General features: G+C 71.4%; 14 protein-coding genes. 6 read left to right on the top strand and 8 right to left on the bottom strand.

Annotated elements, in window-relative coordinates; translation table 11 throughout:
• Positions 1–11: 11 nt before the first annotated feature.
• The gene (gene prmC, locus AMIS_RS35550; protein WP_051042280.1) at positions 12–884 is read right to left on the bottom strand and encodes a peptide chain release factor N(5)-glutamine methyltransferase; all 873 of its coding nucleotides are present in this window, start codon (positions 882–884) and stop codon (positions 12–14) included.
• An 82-nt stretch (positions 885–966) separates the two neighbouring features.
• Here prmC and AMIS_RS35555 point away from each other — a divergent pair, with 82 nt between their 5' ends.
• Genes AMIS_RS35555 through AMIS_RS35565 form a run of 3 tightly spaced genes read left to right on the top strand, consistent with a single transcriptional unit; the run spans position 967 to position 5120 of the window.
• Positions 967–2463 carry a GGDEF domain-containing protein gene (locus AMIS_RS35555; protein WP_014447312.1) on the top strand — a complete coding sequence of 499 codons (1497 nt, stop codon included), beginning with the start codon at positions 967–969 and terminating at the stop codon, positions 2461–2463.
• Position 2464: 1 nt separating this feature from the next.
• Positions 2465–3754 (top strand): outer membrane protein assembly factor BamB family protein, encoded by a 1290-nt coding sequence (locus AMIS_RS35560; protein WP_014447313.1) that lies wholly within the window; start codon positions 2465–2467, stop codon positions 3752–3754.
• 19 nt (positions 3755–3773) lie between these two features.
• Positions 3774–5120: an outer membrane protein assembly factor BamB family protein gene (locus AMIS_RS35565; RefSeq protein WP_014447314.1), complete on the top strand. Its 1347-nt coding sequence runs from the start codon at positions 3774–3776 to the stop codon at positions 5118–5120.
• On the opposite strand, the gene prfA is transcribed toward AMIS_RS35565, so the two are convergent.
• Together prfA and rpmE are read right to left on the bottom strand one after the other, a co-directional pair.
• Positions 5104–6195 (bottom strand): peptide chain release factor 1, encoded by a 1092-nt coding sequence (gene prfA / locus AMIS_RS35570; RefSeq protein ID WP_014447315.1) that lies wholly within the window; start codon positions 6193–6195, stop codon positions 5104–5106. The genes AMIS_RS35565 and prfA overlap by 17 nt on opposite strands.
• A gap of 89 nt (positions 6196–6284) precedes the next feature.
• The gene (gene rpmE / locus AMIS_RS35575; RefSeq protein ID WP_014447316.1) at positions 6285–6509 is read right to left on the bottom strand and encodes a 50S ribosomal protein L31; all 225 of its coding nucleotides are present in this window, start codon (positions 6507–6509) and stop codon (positions 6285–6287) included.
• A 199-nt stretch (positions 6510–6708) separates the two neighbouring features.
• Between rpmE and AMIS_RS35580 the strand changes: the two genes are divergently transcribed.
• From AMIS_RS35580 to AMIS_RS35590, 3 genes are read left to right on the top strand one after another with little or no spacing between them, the layout of a single operon-like run.
• Entirely contained in the window at positions 6709–7749 is a 1041-nt protein-coding gene (locus AMIS_RS35580) for an RNA ligase (protein ID WP_014447317.1), read from the top strand.
• 7 nt (positions 7750–7756) lie between these two features.
• Entirely contained in the window at positions 7757–8653 is an 897-nt protein-coding gene (locus AMIS_RS35585; protein WP_014447318.1) for a phosphatase domain-containing protein, read from the top strand.
• Between the two features lies 1 nt (position 8654).
• A complete protein-coding gene (locus tag AMIS_RS35590; protein ID WP_014447319.1) occupies positions 8655–9272 on the top strand; it encodes an RNA ligase family protein in 618 nt (205 codons plus the stop codon).
• A gap of 102 nt (positions 9273–9374) precedes the next feature.
• Here the strand turns inward: AMIS_RS35590 and AMIS_RS35595 are convergent, their stop codons facing one another.
• The 5 genes from AMIS_RS35595 to AMIS_RS35615 all read right to left on the bottom strand — a co-directional run bounded on the left by AMIS_RS35595 (position 9375) and on the right by AMIS_RS35615 (position 18655).
• Positions 9375–10544, bottom strand: coding sequence for a nitric oxide synthase oxygenase (locus tag AMIS_RS35595; RefSeq protein ID WP_014447320.1), 1170 nt, complete (start codon positions 10542–10544; stop codon positions 9375–9377).
• Positions 10545–10675: 131 nt separating this feature from the next.
• On the bottom strand, positions 10676–12844 hold the full coding sequence (rho, locus tag AMIS_RS35600; RefSeq protein WP_041830272.1) for a transcription termination factor Rho: 2169 nt from the start codon (positions 12842–12844) through the stop codon (positions 10676–10678).
• A gap of 308 nt (positions 12845–13152) precedes the next feature.
• Positions 13153–14097 (bottom strand): homoserine kinase, encoded by a 945-nt coding sequence (thrB, locus tag AMIS_RS35605; RefSeq protein ID WP_014447322.1) that lies wholly within the window; start codon positions 14095–14097, stop codon positions 13153–13155.
• Between the two features lie 25 nt (positions 14098–14122).
• Entirely contained in the window at positions 14123–15364 is a 1242-nt protein-coding gene (locus AMIS_RS35610; RefSeq protein WP_014447323.1) for an MFS transporter, read from the bottom strand.
• Between the two features lie 69 nt (positions 15365–15433).
• On the bottom strand, positions 15434–18655 hold the full coding sequence (locus AMIS_RS35615; protein WP_014447324.1) for an efflux RND transporter permease subunit: 3222 nt from the start codon (positions 18653–18655) through the stop codon (positions 15434–15436).
• Positions 18656–18701 lie beyond the last annotated feature (46 nt).

An 18701-nucleotide genomic window follows, 5' to 3' on the forward strand; every position in this document is an offset into this window, starting at 1 on the left:
CTGCCATGCCGTTACTTCCGGCGAGCGGTCGCATATCTCGGCCGGCCGGTGAGGTCGGCGTGCGCCGTCACCTCGGTGAACCGGCCGTCGGCATCGAGGAGCGCGGGCACCGCCGCGCCGTGCACGTCGTCGTGCTCGATGCCCAGCCAGCCGCCGGGCTTCAGCAGCTTCGCGGCGAGGTCGATCACCGGCCGGATGATCGTCAGGCCGTCGGCGCCACCGAACACCGCCTCGGCGGGGTCGTGATCGGACACTTCGGGCGGCACGGGCGTCCCGTCGGGCACGTAGGGCGGGTTGCAGAGCACCACGGACACGTGTCCATCAAGGTAGGAGAGGAGATCCGGATCGGTCACGTCGCCTTCGATGACGCGTACCAGAGGGAAGTTTGCGGCATTGCGCCGCAGCCAGCGCAAGGCGGCCGGTGAGCGCTCCACCGCGACGATCCGGGCCGCGTTCGTCTCGTCCGCCACCGAGAGCGCGATCGCGCCGCTCCCGCTGCACAGGTCGACCACGATCGCGCCCCGGGTGGTGTGCTCGATCCCCCACCCGGCCAGCAGCTCGGTCTCCGGGCGCGGCACGAACACGCCGTCGCCGACCGCCAGCTCGATGTGCCGGAACGCGGCGGAGCCGAGCAGATGCTGCAACGGGATCCGGCGGACACGCCCGGCGACGAGCGCGCGGAAGCGTGCCAACTCGTCGGCGCGCAGAGTGTCGAGTATCAGCAGCCGGCCGCGCGGCACGCCGAGGGCGTGCGCGGCCAGGAGTTCCGCATCGACCCGCGGTGATGCCACCCCGGCGGCGGCGAGTTCCGCGGTGGCCGCCGCCAGCTCGGGCGCCAGACGGGTTCGATCCGCGCTCTCGCGGGGGTGTTCGTGGCTCGGCATCACGGCATAATCATGAGACGTCGCGCACGCAGGGAATCGGCCGGGTGACCTGTCGGCGTGCCGAGGCCGTGGGAGGCGCCTGGTGGGTTGGTTGGACCAGCTCGCGGAACATGTCGAGGAACTGCGCCGGGCCGGGCAGCTGCAGCAGAACGGGAGATCGGCGCAGGCCCTTCCGATCCTCGACGCGGTCCTGGCCGCCAGCTCCGACCCGCCCACCCGTGCCTACGCGCTGATCCAGCGATTCGGCGCACTGATCAATCTCGGTCGGGTCGCCGAGCTCTCCGCCGCGATGGCGGCCGCTGCCGAGGCCGTCCGTGAGGCCCCCGACCCGTACCTGAAAGGCCAGATGCACGCGTTCGCCGCGCTCGGCGCGCATCTGCAGAGCAACCTGGACCGTGGCATCACCCATCTGGTGCAGGCCGCGCGGGCGCTGGCCGCCGTGCCGGAGCGGGACGCGGAGACCGCCTGGGGCTGGCACGACCTCGCCATGGCGTACTCCTATCTGGGATTTCACGGTCAGGCGCTGACCGCCATCGAGCAGGCCCGCGAGGTCGGCGCCAGCGCCGGGCTGGTGCCGGAGATCTTCGCGGCGCCCGGCATCCGGCTGCGCAACGCCGTGGGGCTGGACCACCAGGGCGACACCGACGGCTGCCTGCGGGTGCTGCGCGACATCGACGCCGAGCTCTCCCGTTACATCGCCACCGACCAGCTGCGACCGGGCAGCCGCACGGTCTACGGGTACGCGCTGGCCCGCCGCGCCGCGCTGGGCGAGCCGACCAGCGCCGACGCCGCGCCCTGGCTGATCGGCGGCGGTGACAGTGTGCGGACCCGTGACCTGCGGCATCTCGGCTCGGTCTGCCTCACGATCGCGGACGGCAAACCGGAACGCGCGCTGTCCATGCTGGAGGCCGTGCCGGTCTCCGCCCAGGTGCTCGGCGCGCCGGAGGCGGCCCGGCTGCGCAGCATCTGTTACGCCACGGCCGGCGACCACGCGGCCGCGCACGCCGCCGACCGGTACGCGTTCCGCCTCGCCGCCCAGCGCATCGACCAGCTCCGTGACGGTTATCTGGACGGGGTGGCCGCCCGCCTGGACGCCCAGGAGACCCACCGCGACCCCACCCGGTACGGCGACGAGACCCTGGTCGACCCGCTCACCGGGCTGCCCAACCGCCGCCAGCTGGAACGCTACGTGGACACGTTGCTGGCCCGCGGCGAGCGGGCCGCTGTCGGGATCTGCGACATCGTCGGGTTCACCGCCGTCAACGCCCGCCACGGCCGGCACTGCGGCGACCTGGTCCTGCAGCGCATCGCCGGCGTCCTGCACCGCACGATGCGGCGCGGTGACTTCGTGGCCCGCTTCGCCGGTGACGAGTTCGTGCTGGTCCTGCCGGGTGCCGGGCCCAGCCAGGCGGCCGAGGTGGCACGCCGCATCGGCACGGCGGCGAACGCGGAGAACTGGCAGGCTCTGGTCCCCGGCAGCCCGATCGGCCTGGCCGCCGGCTGGTCCGAGGTGGGACGCAACGGCCGCGGTCTGAGCGCCGCCCTGGCAGCGGCGGCGGCGAGCCGGAAACCCACCTGAGATGAGCGTGATCGAGCTCGGTGACGTGACAGCGGAACGCCCGCCGGACCCGGCCGCGGACCGGATCACCGGGTTCGATCGGCGCCGGCTGCGGCCGGTCGCGCTGCTCGCCGTCCTGCTCGTCGCGCTCGCCTGCGGCGGCGCGGTCCGGCCGGAGCCGAACGGGATGCGACTGCTCTGGATCGCGCCGCGCACCGTGGAACAGGGCGTCGTGCTCGCCGAGGACGCGGTCTACGTGATCACCGGCGGTGACCGGGCCGAGCTTGTCGCGTACTCGCTCGACGACGGGCGGCGGCTGTGGCGCTGGGGCACCGACGCGCACCTGATCACCATCCACCCGGCGCCGGGTGGCGGCCCGCTGCTGGTCGTGGCGGACCCGGCCTCCGCCGGGAACCCGGACGGACCGGCCGCGAAGGCGTCCCGGACCACGATCGCCCTGCGCGCCACCTCCGGGGCGGAGCTCTGGCGGCGCCCCGGCGAACCGCACATGGACGCTGTCGAGCAGTCCTCCGCGATGCTGATGGAGTTCGACCCGCGGGGCGGCGTCGCGGCGCTGACCCGGATCCGGCTGGAGGACGGCGCCGGGATCTGGACGACCGGCGAGTCCACGCCGGTTCAGGAGGTCGTCGTCGAGAGGCTCGGCGACCGGCCGCACCGGGTGATCACCATGACCGCGGCCGGTGACGTGACGGTCCGCGGCTACGACGACGGCGCTCACCGGGTGACCCGCCGGTTACCGCCGACGGGGTACACCGCCCGGAACTCCCTGCTCTTCGGCGTAGCCTTCGACGGTGAGCGGGAAAGCACCACCGTCTACCGCCTGGAGACCCTGGACGAGCTGCTGCGGAGCGAGACGATCACCGACTGCGGCGGGGTCATCTGCGCCGTCGGCCCGTCCGGGCTCGCCGCGCTCGATCCGGCGGACGGCCGGGAGCTGTGGCGCGGCCCCGAGATCTACGGCTCGGTCATGACCGGCGACCGCATCCTCACCGACGACCGGGACGGCGCCGAGCACGTGCTGCTGGAGAGCCGCACCGGGCGGCCGCTCTCCGGGACCGTCCACGGGTACGTCGCCTGGTCGCAGCGCTGGCGCGACGAGGTCCTGCTGCTGCGCCCCACCAGCGACCCGATCGGGTTGACCTCGGTCACCCGCCTCGACCTGCGGACCGGGCGGACCGCGCTACTCGGCTCGCTCGAGCCGATGCCCGACCAGCAGGCCTGCCAGGCCACGCCGGGATACCTGATGTGCACCAGCTGGGACCGGATCGTCATCGCGGCGGTGCCGCGATGAGAGTCACGGCGGCGCTGCGATGAGCGTCATCGAGCTGGGTGAGTACAACGTCCCGATCGAGCCGGAACCGCCCGCCCGGCCCGAGTTCAACCCGCGCAGCGTGCGCCGGTTCCTGCTCGCCGGCGTGGTCCTGGCCTGCCTGCTGCTGCTCGGCACCGGCGGCCCGATCGCCGGGCCGCTGGTCCACGACGTGTGGTCGACGCCGATGACCGACCAGGACTCGATGTCGGTGCGCGGCGACGGCATCTTCCTCTTCCGGAACAGCGGGGCCGGCCGGGTGGCGCTGACCGCGTACGAGCCGGCGACCGGTGACGTCCGCTGGACCAGGGAGTCCGCGGGGAACGTCAGCTGGATGTATCAGGGCGAGGAGGCCGGCCTGCTGCTGATCCCCGGTGACGAGAAGCTCGCGAACATCGAGTTCGACGACGGCAGCCAGGGCCAGATCGCGTACGGCGGGACCACCACCGCCCTCGATTCCCGCACCGGCCGGCAGCTCTGGAAGGTGCCCGGCGAGGCGCAGGCGGTCGCGTCGGCCTCGGTGCTGCTGGCCGAGCGGGACACGTCCGGCAACTACATGACCGTGCGGCTCGTGGACGCGCGCACCGGCGCCGAGATCTGGCGGCAACCGGCCGGTGGGGCGTTGCACCTGATCGTCCGGAACGAGGGACCGTCCCCGATCCTGATCGTCCTCGCTGCGAACGACGGCCGGACCACCGTCCTGCGCTACGCCGACGGCTCGCTGATCCGGCAGAGGACGCTGCCCTGGTCGACCGGTTCGGACGACGACACGTACCTCTCGGTAGTCGAGGACATGGTGCTGGTGAGCCGCAACTTCTGGCAGAAGGCCAGGGTCACCGCGTACCGCACGGGAAGCCTGGAACAGCTCTGGGAGACAGAGACGGGCCCGTACTCGTACGTCTCCGAATGCGGCCCGGTGCTCTGCCTCACCGACGGCGCCATGCTGCGCGGACTGGACCCGCGCACCGGCCGCGAGGTGTGGAACCGCAGCGGCGGCAGCGGCGGGGCCACACCCGTCAGCGACCGGCTGATCGCCTCGGACGGCGCCGATCCGCCGATGCAGGTGGTGCTCGACCCGGCCACCGGGGAACAGATCGGATCCGGCGGGATCGGCTGGCCGATGCGGTACGAGGCGTACCGGAACCACGTCGTGCTGCTGCACCGGATCTACAGCGAGGGCCCGATACACGACGCGGTCGACCATCTTGACCTGACCACCGGCGACATCACCCGGGTTGGCCGGCTGCAGTCCTCGGCCGACGTGCAGCAGGGCTGGCGCTGCGACTCGACGGGCCGTTACCTGGCCTGCCAGCGCGACACCCGGATGGTCGTCACTGCCGTCGGCTGAGCTCGGTCTCGCCGGCCAGGCGAGCGGCCCGGTCGGCCTCGGCGAGGGCGTCGAGCACCCCGTCGAGCTCGCCGCCGAGCACCAGGTCCAGGTTGTAGGCGGTGTAACCGATCCGGTGGTCGGTGATCCGGTTCTGCGGGAAGTTGTAGGTGCGGACCCGCTCCGAGCGGTCGACCGTGCGCACCTGAGCCTTGCGGGCGTCACCGGCCGCGGCGTCCGCCGCCTCCTGCGCCTGCGCCAGCAACCGGGAGCGCAGGATCCGCATCGCGGACTCCTTGTTCTGCAGCTGGCTCTTCTCGTTCTGGCAGCTCACCACGGTGCCGGTGGGCAGGTGCGTGATCCGGACCGCGGAGTCGGTGGTGTTGACCGACTGGCCGCCGGGACCGGACGAACGGTAGACGTCGATCCGCAGGTCACCGGGCTCGATCTGGACGTCGACGTCCTCGGCCTCGGGCAGCACCAGCACGCCGGCCGCCGAGGTGTGGATCCGGCCCTGCGACTCGGTGACGGGCACGCGCTGCACCCGGTGCACGCCGCCCTCCCACTTCATCCGGGACCAGACGCCGTGGCCGCCCTCCGGCACGCCCTTGGTCTTCACCGCGACCGAGATGTCCTTCACGCCGCCGAGGTCCGACTCCTGCGAGTCGATCACCTCGACGACCCAGCCGCGGCGTTCCGCGTACCGGGTGTACATGCGCAGCAGATCGCCGGCGAAGAGCGCGGACTCCTGGCCGCCCTCCCCCGCCTTGATCTCGACGATCACGTCCTTGGCGTCGCTCGGGTCGCGCGGCATCAGCATCTCGCCGAGCTTCTCCTCGAGCGCCGGCAGCGCGGCCGCGACCGCGTCGACCTCGGACGCGAACGCCGGGTCCTCGGCGGCCAGTTCCTTCGCCGCGGCCAGATCGGCGCGCGCCGCCTCCAGCTCGGTGTGCGCCGCGAAGAGCGGCGCCAGCTCGGCGAACCGGCGGCCGACCCGGCGGACCAGCGCCTGGTCGGCGTGTATGGAGGGGTCCTCCATCTGCTTCTCCAGGCTCGCGTACTCGTCGAGAAGCATGGTCAGACGGTCGTTGCTCATCGATCTCTCCAAGCCGTGAAAAGCGGACCCACCGGCGCAATGCGAACGGCGCCCGCCCCGAAAGACCGGGACGGGCGCCGTTGAAGCAGTTACTTCTTCTTCGCGGCGTTCACCTTGGCGTACTTCGCCTGGAACTTCGCGACCCGGCCCGCGGTGTCGAGGACGCGCTGCTTGCCGGTGTAGAACGGGTGGCAGGCGCTGCAGGTCTCGACGCGGATCTCGCCGCCCTTGGCGGTGCTGCGGGTGGTGAAGGTGCTGCCGCAGGAGCAGACGACCTCGGTGGTCGTGTACTCGGGGTGGATGCCGCTCTTCATGTTTACTCGGTCCCTCTCGATGATCGGGTCGCCGGGTCGCCATTCCTGCTGGAACGTGGCGTGAACCGGAACCCCTACTGGCCGATGTACCAGTCTGCCATGCCTGCCGTACCAACCGGAAATCAGGAGGCGCAACCGGATTCGCCCTGGTTAACGTGAGCGCCCTTCCCATGATTCCCGCTCGCGAAAGGCACCGGAGATGACCCTGCTCGACGACGTCCTGGACCCGGTCGAACTGGCCGCGGCGGTCGGCAACGGGCTGGTCCGGGCGCAACGCCACCCCACGCTGCCCTTCACGATCTACAACTACACCGAGGCCTGCCAGTACAGCGCGGCGTGGTCGCCGGTGACGCTGGCCTGCCGGGGCCTGATCGTGGACGCGGACGGCCGGATCGCGGCGCGACCGCTCCCGAAGTTCTTCAACCACTCGGAGTCGCAGGCCCCGGCGATGCGGCCGGACGCGGCGGTCCTGGTCACCGACAAGGCGGACGGCAGCCTCGGCGTGATCTACCACGACGGCGCCGGCTGGGCGGTCGCCACCCGCGGGTCCTTCGCGTCGGACCAGGCGCGGCACGCGACGGAGCTGCTGCGTACCCGCTACGCGTCGTTCACCCCGCCGCCCGGCACGACGGTCCTCGTCGAGATCATCTACCCGGCCAACCGGATCGTCGTCGACTACCGGGGCCTGGACGACCTCGTGCTGCTCGGCGCGGTCGACATCGCCACCGGCCGCACGTCCGGACCGGCGGCTGTCCCGGACTGGCCGGGCCCGGTGGTCGAGACGTTCGGCTACGCGACGCTGACCGAGGCGCTCGCCGCGCCGCCGCGGGACGGGCGCGAGGGCCTGGTGGTGCACTTCACCGAGACCGACCAGCGGGTGAAGATCAAATACGCGGACTACGTCCGGCTGCACCGCCTGGTCACCGGGCTCACACCCCGTACCGTGTGGGAGATCCTCGCGGCCGGCGGCGACCTGGACGCCCTGACCGCACCGCTCCCGGACGAGTTCCACACCTGGGTCCGCGGCGTCGCCGCGGAGCTCACCGCCACCGTCGAGGCCCGCGCCGAGGCGGTCGAGGCGGCGTTCGCGGAGATCGTCGCGGCGCTGCCCGAGGGGTGGGGCCGCAAGGAGTTCGCGACGGCGGCGCTGCGCAGCGAGTACCGCGGTGAGCTGTTCCTGCGGCTCGACGGCAAGGATTACCGTCCTGGCCTGTGGCAGCGGGCACGGCCGGCCGCTTAGGAGAACCATGACACGACTTCTGATCACCCGTGGCCTGCCGGCCTCCGGCAAGACCACGTTCGCGCGCAAGCTGCAGCCCGGCGTGGTCCGGGTCAACCGGGACGACCTGCGCCGCATGCTGCACGGCGCGCGGCTCTACACCCAGCACGCCGAGGCGCAGGTCACGAACGCGCAGCGGGCAGCGGTCGAGGCCCTGCTGCGGGCGCACGGCAGCGTGATCGTCGACGACACCAATCTGCGGGCGAAGACGGTCCGGGAGTGGGCCGAGCTGGCCGCCCGGTTCGGCGCGTCGTTCGAGGTGCACGACTTCACCGACGTGCCGCTCGACGAGTGCCTGCGGCGCGACGCCGAGCGGCCGGAGGACGAGCGGGTCGGTGAGGGCGGGATCCGCCGGATGCACGAGCGCTACCTGGCCGGGCGGAACCTGCCGCTGCCGGTGCCGTTCGTGGACCCCGGCGGTCCCGGGGTGGTCTACCGGCCCGATCCGGAGCTGCCGGAGGCCGTGCTGGTGGACATCGACGGCACCGTCGCGCTGATGACCGGCCGCAGCCCGTACGACTGGGACCGGGTGGGTGAGGACGCTCCGAACCCGGCGGTGATCACGGCGGTGCGGGCGATGCACGCGGCCGGTCATGCGATCGTCTTCTGCTCGGGGCGCGACGAGGTGTGCCGGGCGGAGACCGAGGCGTGGCTGGAGCTGTTCGTCGGTGTGCCGTACGAAGCGCTGTTCATGCGTCCGCAGAACGACAGCCGCAAGGACGCGATCGTCAAGCGGGAGATCTTCGACCGGGAGATCCGGGACCGCTGGCGGATCACCGGGGTGTTCGACGACCGTCAACAGGTGGTACGTATGTGGCGGGCGCTCGGCCTGACGGTGTTCCAGGTGGCGGAGGGAGATTTCTAGGGTGAAGTACCCCCGGACGTTCCACCTCCCGGACTCACCCGGCGCCACCAGCGACGACCGGGTGCAGCACGATCTGTCCTGGCTGGACGGCGAGCTCGTGGTGACCGAGAAGATGGACGGCGGGAACCTCACCTTCACCCGCGACACGATGTTCGCCCGCTCGCTCGACTCCGGCACCCAGCCGTGGGACCGCCCGGCGAAGGCGCTCTGGGCGATGACCGCGCACCGGATACCCGACGACTGGCGGGTCTGCGGCGAGTCCATGTGGGCCCGCCGCAGCATCGCCTACCGCGATCTGCCCGGCGTCTTCCTGGTCTTCGGCATCTGGGACGAGACGGACACGCTGCTGGGCTGGGACGACACGGTCGACTGGGCGAAACGCCTGGAGCTCCCGATGGTCCCGGTCCTCTACCGCGGCGGCAGTCTCTCCGAGGCCCGCGCGGCGTGGGCCACCCGGCGCGACACGGAGAGCTCGGAGGGTTTCGTGGTCCGCGCGGCCGGCCGCATCCCCGCCGCCGAGTTCGACCGCAAGGTGCTCAAATGGGTCCGCCCCGGTCATGTCCGCACCGACGCGTCCTGGCGGCGCCGCGACGACTTCCCGCTCAACGAGTTCGCCTGAAAACCCTTCCCGGGTACGCCCGACACCTCCCCGACCGCACCCGAGAAGTCCCCGAGAAGCCGCGCGACCACCTGCCCGTTCCAGGCCGTCCGGCGCGTTTCGCTACGGGTGCGTGGTCACCCCGCGCGGGCACCCCGCCGCACGGCGGGCGGCCGGCTCGTCCAGATAGAACGCCGGCCGCAGATCCATCTCCTGGTAATACCTGTGGAAGACCGGGGTGATCCCGCCGGACATCGGCGGCACGATCCAGGTCCAGTCCGCCGGGACCGGCCGGCCCGCCTTCTCCTCGTTGCGCAGGTGCGCCATGAAGCGCTGGGACTCGGTGTGGTGGTCGGTCATCTTGACCCCGGCCTGCTCGAAACTGTGCAGCACGGCCCGGTTCAGCTCGACCAGCGCCCGGTCCCGCCAGAGCGTCGACTCGCGGCTGGTGTCGAGGCCCATCCGGTCGGCGACCAGCGGCAGCATGTCGTACCGGTCGGTGTCGGCGAGGTTGCGGGCGCCGATCTCGGTGCCCATGTACCACCCGTTGAACGGCGCCAGCGGATAGTGCACCCCACCGATCGTCAGCCGCATGTTGGCGATCGCCGGGACCGCGTGCCAGCGCAGTCCGAGCTCGGCGAACCAGCCGAACTCGGGGTGGCTCAGCGGCACCTCGCGGATCGCGCGCTCCGGCAGCTCGTAGAGGCGGATGCCCTCCCCCGGCGTCTCGATCACCAGCGGCAGCACGTCGAACGCCTCGCCCTTGCCCTGCCAGCCGAAGCCGCGCACGGCGTCGGTGAGCCCGAGCTGCCGCCCGTCGCCGATCGTGGCGCCGGTCGCCGAGCGGTAACCGGCGTACCGGATCAGCTGCTCGTTCCAGACCCGCGCGCACGGCTGACCGGGCTGCGCCGCCGGGAAGACGCTGATCACCGGGCGGATCGCGGTGGTGCCGGCGGACTGCAGATGCTGCACGAGCAGTGAGTAGATCTCGTCAGCGGTCCGCGCCCGGCGCCGGTCCAGCACCACGAGGCTGCGCCAGTAGAGCCGGCCGATGCAGCGGCTCGCGTTCCGCCAGGCCATCCGGGCGCCGTGTGCCAGTTCCTCGGTGGTGTGCACGTAGCTGCCGGTCGCCGCGATCTGTGCCCGGACGATCGCCAGCCGCGGCTCGACCGGGCCGAGTCGCGGGTTCTCCAGGTAACAGCGGCGCAGGAAGTCCTCGGCCTCGCCGGGATCCGCGGGAGCGTCCGGATCCCAGGGCTCGGCGGGGTGGTCCCGGTAACCGGGCACGATCATCGAGCGCCTCCGAGTATCGAGGGGATTGATACCGGAGGTTCGCACGGTCCCGAGCGGGTCCAATCAGACACGTTGTGCGACGAAAGAGACAGGGCCCACCCAATAGGGCAGGCCCTGTCTCATTTGACCGATTATTCGCCAGGCGTCGACTTGGCGATCTGCATCAGGAACTCGATGTTGGTCCGGGTCTGCTTGAGCCGGTCCAGCAGGAGGTCCAGAGCCGCGCCGGACTCCAGCGAGCTGAGCACCTTGCGGAGCTTGTGGATGATCGCCAGCTCCTCCTTGCCCATCAGGATCTCTTCCTTACGGGTGCCGGAGGCGGAGACGTCCACGGCCGGGAAGGTCCGCTTGTCCGCGATCTTGCGATCGAGCTTGAGCTCGGCGTTACCCGTGCCCTTGAACTCCTCGAAGATCACCGTGTCCATCATCGAGCCGGTCTCGACGAGCGCCGTCGCGAGGATGGTGAGCGAGCCACCGTTCTCGATGTTGCGCGCCGCGCCGAGGAACCGCTTCGGCGGGTAGAGCGCGGTCGAGTCGATACCACCCGACATGATCCGGCCGGAGGCCGGCGCCGCCAGGTTGTACGACCGGCCGAGCCGCGTCACCGAGTCGAGCAGCACGACCACGTCGTGACCCAGCTCGACGAGGCGCTTGGCCCGCTCGATCGCCAGCTCGGCGACCGTGGTGTGGTCCTGCGGCGGACGGTCGAACGTGGCCGCGACGACCTCGCCCTTCACCGACCGCTGCATGTCGGTGACCTCTTCCGGCCGCTCGTCCACGAGCACGACCATCAGGTGGCACTCGGGGTTGTTGTGGGTGATCGCGTTGGCGATCGCCTGCAACACCATCGTCTTACCGGCCTTCGGCGGGGAGACGATCAGCGCCCGCTGGCCCTTGCCGATCGGCATGACCAGGTCGATGACGCGGGTGGTGAGGATGTGCGGCTCGGTCTCCAGCCGCAGGCGCTCCTGCGGGTAGAGCGGGGTGAGCTTGTAGAACTCGGGACGGCGGCGGGCCTCGTCCGGCTCCATCCCGTTGATGGTGTCCAGGCGGACCAGCGGGTTGTACTTGTCCCGGCGCTGCTCACCGGTGTCCCGCGGGGTGGAGCGCACCGCGCCGGTCACCGCGTCGCCGCGGCGCAGGCCGTACTTCTTCACCTGGGACATCGAGACGTAGACGTCGTTCGGGCCGGAGAGGTAACCGGTGGTCCGGACGAACGCGTAGTTGTCCAGCACGTCCAGGATGCCGGCCACCGGGACGAGGACCTCGTCCTCGGCGACGTGCGGCTCCCGGCCCTCGCGCTGGCCACCGTCACGCTGACGGCCACCGCCGTCGTCGTCACGGTCGCGGCCACGGCGACGGTCCCGGAAGCGGCTGCGCCGGCTCCGGCGGCCGCCCTCGCCGCCCTCGTCGTCATCGTCGTGCCCCTGGTCGGCACGACCGGAGTCGGACCGGCCCTGGTCGGACCGCGCGTCGTTGCGATCCCGCTGGTCACGCTGCCCATCGCGCTGGCCGTCACGCTGCCCATCGCGCTGGCCGTCACGCTGATCGCGCTGGCCGTCACGCTGGTTGCGCTGCCGGTCCCGGTTGCGCTCGCCACGCTCGGGACGGTCGCCACGCTCCGGGCGGTCGCCCCGCTCGCCACGCTCGGTGGTCTCGGCGGGAGCAGTGGACGCGGCCGGGGCCTCGGCCGGCGCGGAGGCGGCGACCGGAGCAACGGCGGCCGGGACGGCCTCGGCGGGCTCCCGGTTCACGGACTCGCGGTTTCCGGACTCGCGGTTTCCGGACTCGCGAGCGGCGGGCTCACGGTTCGCGGAGTCGCGAGCGGCAGGCTCACGGGTCGCGGCGTCGCGGGCCGACTCACGCGGAGCCGAGTCCCGGGAGGCACGCTCCCGGCTGCGCCGCGACGGACGCTCGGTGGCAGCCGGGGCCGGCTGCTCGGACTGTGCCGGGGCCTTGTCGGCCGGGGCGGCTGCGGTTTTCGGCGTCTCGACCGGAGCGGCCTGAGCCGGGGCGGGGGCCGAGGCGACGGCCTCGGAGCCGTTGGTGCGCGGACGCGGCGCCGGCTCGGCGGCCGCGCCGCCACCGCTCTGGCGCTCGGTGATCGCGGCGATCAACTCGCCCTTGCGCATCCGGGCAGTGCCGGAGATGCCGAGGGAGGCGGCGAGGCTCTGCAGCTCGGGCAGCAGCATCGCGGACAGCCCGGTGCCGCCTCGGCGGCGCTTCGTGGCGGTCGCGGTGGTGCCGGCGCCGTCAGCGACGTCAGAAACACCCGACGTCACGTCGGTGGTGTCGCTCAATGGATTCCTTCCGTCGGAAAATACCCGAGTCCACCCGGAACTGCAGCCTGGGCCGGGTGCCCTCGGAGCCCGCTTCGCAACAGCGGCGCGGGAGTTTCGTGCAGCACGGCAGCTCGACCGGTATCCCTGCCCGCCAGGGCTTGACGGGTAGGTCTCGGCGAGTGCAGCGATCTATCGACTGCTGCCCGGCGTGTGCCTTGATGAGAGTTTGAGACAGGCCATCGGCCCAGAAATCTCGGGGGTGCGCCGAACCGCAGAGATCGCTTGCTTCGCGGCTGTTCTGAAGCACTGCTAGGTCTTGAGCGTAGTCAACTCGTGCGACCTGCGGCAACAGGGCCCCGCTCGGCGTGTTCCACCATACCCCCTTTCACACAAGCACCGGCGTCATCCACGCCCAGCACTTCGCCGCGCCAGTGCGATCCCGGGTGGAAATCGGCCGGGACCTCGGTCAACGCGAGAACCGTCGGTCCCGCGCCACTGACCACGGCGGCCACTCCGACCGAGCGGAGAGCCGCGACGAGCGACGCGGTCCCCGGCATTCCCGGTCCCCGATAACCCTGGTGCAACCGGTCCTCGGTGGCCGGGAACAACAGGGACGGATCACTCGTGAGGGCGTGCGTGAGCAACGCGGCGCGCCCGGCGTTGAACGCGCCGTCGGCGTGCGGCACCTGCGGCGGCAGCGCGGCACGAGCGGTAGCCGTATACCCTCGCTCGTCCGGGACGAAAACCGTCGGACGCACGCCGGCCGCAGGCGCCAGGGTCACCGCGCGGGCGCCGGTCCCCTCGGTCCAGGCGATGGTGAAGCCGCCGAGCAGGCACGGCGCCACGTTGTCGGGGTGCCCCTCGATGCGCGCGGCGATGCGCAGCGCGTCCGCGTCATCGAGCAGCGTCAGACCGTTCTTGACCAGGCCACGGGCGAGCTGCACGCCGCCCACGATCGCCGCCGAGGAGCTGCCCAGGCCGCGCGCCTGCGGAATCCGGTTCACACACCTGACCGCGAGGCCGGGCGGGCGCTCGCCGAGCTCGTCGAAGGTCGCCAGCATCGAGCGCACGACCAGGTGCGTCTCGTCGGTGGGCAACTCGCCCGCGCCCTGTCCCTCGATCTCGACGGTGAAGCCGGACCCGGTCACGGTCGCGGTGAGGTCGTCGTAGAGCGTGAGCGCCAGGCCCAGCGCGTCGAAGCCGGGGCCGAGGTTGGCGCTTGTCGCCGGCGTGCTGACCGACACCGGTTCGGAGACGAAGGACAGGCCCATGCGGCACATGCTAGGGCTTGATCATCTAAACGGAGGTGTCGCGGCCCGGTATTCCCGAATGCCGAGGCGTGGCGAGGCGGCGTGTCGCGATCCGCCAGACGACCGCGTAGACCAGCGTGATCGAGGCACAGCCGGCCAGGACCCACTTCTGGTCGACGTGGTCGACCACCGCGCCCGCGCCGAGCTGGCTGATCGCGATGGCCAGCGTCGCCAGCATCATGTCGGTGGCGAACACCCGCCCGCGCAGCGCGTCCGGCACCTCGGCCTGCAGCGCGAAGTTGGAGAGCACCCAGTTCGTCCCGCCGGCGAAGTGCGCCACGAAGACCAGCGCCAGCACCAGCGGGAACCAGGGGCTGAACGCGACGCCGAGGTACCCGAGGCCGTACAGGCCCATGGACACGGCGAGACCGGGCAGCAACCAGGAGGGACGGTTCAGCACCGGGCGCATCAGCAGCGGGCCGACCAGGGCGCCCGCGCCACGCAGCGCGAAGAGCAGACCGGCGCCGAGCGCGCCCGCGCCGTGCGCCACCGCGATCAGCGGGAGGACGGTGAGCACCCCGTTGCCGAGCCCGACCGCCGACTTGACGGTCACCAGCGCCCGCAGCCGCGGCCGGGCCCCGATGTAGCGCAGCGCCTCGATCAGCGCGTGCAGCGTCTCCGGGCGCTCACCGGTCGCGGACGCGGTCTGCAGCGGGCGGCGGATCAGGCTGGTCAGCACGCTTCCGGCCAGGAGCAGGACCGCGGTCACGGCGAAGCAGGCGTACGGGCCGGCGACGGTGCTCACCACGCCGCCGAGGGACGCGCCCACCACCGTCATGGTGCCCCACGCGGAGCCGGCGACGGTGTTCGCCGCGGCCAGATCCTCCGGGTCGACCACGTTCGGCAGCGCGGCCGAGGCGGCCGGGGAGTAGAAGGACTTCGCCACCGCCATGGCGCCGACCGCGACCAGGGCCAGCGGTGCGGTCGCGGCGGACTGCACGGCGAAGAGCAGCAGCACCGCGAGGAACGAGGCGAGGTTCGCCGCGACCAGGATCTTCCGCCGGTCCACCCGGTCCGCGATCGTGCCGGTGTACGGCAGCAGCAACGCGTTGATCCCGGTGTCCACGGCCAGCACCATCGCGCCCCAGGCGCCGCTGCCGGTCAGCTCCGGCAGGAGCACGAGCAGCGGAACCATGACGAACCAGTCCGCTCCGAAGACCACGAGCTCGGCGGAGAAGAGGCGGCGGAAGTCACGGTTGCGGGCGAGAACCGAAAGGGCTGGTGGCACCCAGAGACCTTACAAGCGCCGATACCCGGCCACCGTGTGGGTGACCGGGTATCGGCGATCTATCCGTTGTTACTGGGCTTCACCCGGTTTGCGAGGCATCTTCAGCACCTCGAACTGGTCGGTGTAGCCGCGCAGAGCGCCCTCCTTGGCCGGCGGCGCGTCGTCGCCGGCCGGCGCCTCCGGGGTTTCCGCGCCCTCCGGCCCCTCGACCGGCGTGCCGGCCTTGCGGGCCCGCTTGGCCTGCCGCTTCGTCCGCGACTTCTCCTTGCGGTTCTCCACCAGCGTGTAGAGCGTCGGCACCAGCACCAGGGTCAGCAGCGTCGAGCTGACCAGACCACCGATCACCACGATGGCGAGCGGCTGCGAGATGAAGCCGCCCTCGCCGGTGAGGCCGAGCGCCATCGGGATGAGCGCGAAGATGGTCGCGATCGCGGTCATCAGGATCGGGCGCAGGCGGTGCCGGCCACCCTCGATCACCGCTTCCTGGACGCCCATGCCGGCCGCCCGGTAGTGGTTGATCAGGTCCATCAGCACGATCGCGTTGGTGACCACGATGCCGACCAGCATCAGCACACCGATCAGGGCCGGCACGCCGAGCGGGGTTCCGGTGATCAGCAGCAGGCCGATCGCGCCGGTCGCCGCGAACGGGATCGACACCAGCAGGATGATCGGCTGCAGGATGCTGCGGAACGTCGCGACCATGATGATGAAGACGATCGCGATGGCGGCGAGCACGGCGAGGCCGAGCTGCGCGAACGCCTCCTGCTGGTCCGCGCTGACGCCACCGATGGTGTACTCGGCGCCGGCCGGCAGGTCGAGCGTGTCGAGCTGCTTGGTGAGGTCCTGGTTGACCGCGCTGAGGTTCGACCCGGTGACCGTGCCGGTGACGGTGGCCGTGCGGTTCCCGTCGGTACGGGTGATCTGCTCCGGTCCGTCGACCTGCTTCACCTCGGCGACCTGGCCCAGCGGGACCACGCCCTTGGCGGTGGTCAGCGGCAGCGCCTTGAGCGCCGCCGGGTCGGCCGGCGCGCTGCCGAACGAGATCACCACGTCCTGGCTGGCGCCGTCGACGGTGATCTCACCGGCCGGCGCGGCCCGGAACTGGCCGGCCACGGCCTGACCGATCTGCGCCTCGGTGAGGCCCGCCTTGGCCGCCGCCTCGCGGTTCACCACCACGTCGAGACGCGGCACGCTGGTCTTGAGGCTGGTGTCCACGTCGGTGACGCCGGAGATCCCGGCCATCGCGGCACGCACCTGCTCGGTCGCGTCGCCGAGCACCTTCGTGTCGGCCGCGGTCACCTCGACGGAGAGGCCGCTGCTGCCGACGCCCGTGCTCTCCTGACCGATCTTGATCTCACCGGCGTCGGTCAGCGCGTCGAACTTCGGGCGCAGTTCGTCGGTGACCTTGCCGGCGTCGGCGTCCTCGCCGAGGGCCACGCTGTAGGTCGCCGTGGCGGCGCCGCCACCACCGGCGAACGGGTTGCCCGAGCTGCCGCCGACGGTCACCTGGTACGTGGTGATGTCCGGCTGGTCCGCCAGGATGGCCTCGACCTTCTTGGCCGCCTCGTCCGTCGCCGCCAGGCTGGTGCCGGCCGTCAGTTCCTGGCTGATCGTGATGCTGTCCTGCCCGGAGTCGTCCAGGAAGTTCGTCTCCAGGCGGGTGGAGAGGGCGAACGTGCCGACGAGAACCAGCACGCCGATCAGCACCGTGGTCCAGCGCTTCGTGGTGGCGAACTTGATCACCGGCAGGTAGCCGCGCTGCAGCGGGTTGCGCAGTTCCTTCGCCTCGGCGGCCTTGCGGACCTCCTCGGTGTCGGAACCCGGGGGCGGCGGCTTGAGGAACCAGTACGCGAGCACCGGGACCACGGTCAGCGCCACGAACAGGGAGGCGATCAGCGCCACCGTCACGGTGATCGCGAAGGACGAGAAGATCTGTCCGACCAGGCCGCCGACCAGGGCGATCGGGGCGAACACGGCGACCGTGGTGAGCGTCGACGCGGTGACCGCTCCGGACACCTCCTTGACCGCCGCGAGGATGGCGTGGGACTTCTCCTCGCCGTACTCCAGATGTCGTTTGATGTTCTCCAGGACGACGATCGAGTCGTCCACCACCCGGCCGACCGCGATGGTGAGCGCGCCGAGGGTGAGCAGGTTCAGGGTGTAGTCACCGATCCAGAGCGCGATCAGGGCGATCAGCACCGAGAGCGGGATGGAGACCGCGGTGACCAGCGTGGAACGCACGCTGAGCAGGAAGACCAGGATCACCACGACGGCCATCACGAGGCCGAGCAGGCCCTCGGTGGTGAGGCTCTCGATCGAGCGCTCCACGTACGGCGCCTGGTCGGTGATGACGGTCAGCTTCGCGCCGGAGTCGGCCTCCAGGTCGGCGAGCATGTCGCGGACCTCGTGCGAGATGTCGACCGGGTTGCCGTCCGGGCGGGCGGTGACCGCGATGCCGAGGCTGTTCACCCCGTCGGTCCGGGTGTACGACTCGGCGGCCGGCAGCTTGCTCTCCACCGTCGCGACGTCACCGAGCTTCACCGGGGAGCGGGAGCCGGTCAGGTAGACACTCTTGAGCTGGTCGACCGAGGTGATCGGGGTGCCCACCTGCACGGTGAGCGACTTGTCGCCCTCGACGACCGCGCCGGCCGGGATGGAGACGCCGTTGGCCTGCAGCACGGTGGTGAGCGACTCCGGGCTGACCCCGGCCGCGCCCATCTTCGCCAGGTCCGGCGTGATCACGACCTGTTCGGCCCGGGCGCCGGTGACCTGCACGTCGCGGACGCCGGAGATGCCGTTGAGCTCCGGGACCACCGTCTCGTTGAGCCGGTTGAGCAGGTCGCTCTCGTCGGAGCCGCCGGTCGCGGCGAGCACGATCGCCGGGATGTCGTCGGTGCCGCCGGCGAAGACCTGCGGGTCGACGTCGTCCGGAAGCTGCGACTGGATCCGGTTCACCGAGGTGGTGACCTGGTTGACCGCGGACTCGATGTCGGTGCCGAACTCGAAGAGCACGACCACGCTGGACACGTTCTCGCGTGACGTCGACGTCACGCTGTCGATGCCGTCGATCCCCTTGACGGCGTCCTCGATCGGCTTGGTCACCTGCTCCTCGACGGCCTCGGGCGAGGCGCCGGGCAGCACCGCGCTCACGAAGGCGGCCGGCAGCTCGATCGAGGGGAAGAGCTGCTGCTTGAGAGACGGGATCGCATAGAGCCCGAAGCCACTGATCACGATCGCGATCAGGGCGACGAGTCCTCGGTTCTTAAGGCTTAGCCGTGTCAGACCTGACATGGGCGCTCCCCCGAGAAAAGTTCGGTCGATACTGATATTTTGCCTT

Source organism: Actinoplanes missouriensis 431 (assembly GCF_000284295.1).
GTDB lineage: Bacteria > Actinomycetota > Actinomycetes > Mycobacteriales > Micromonosporaceae > Actinoplanes > Actinoplanes missouriensis.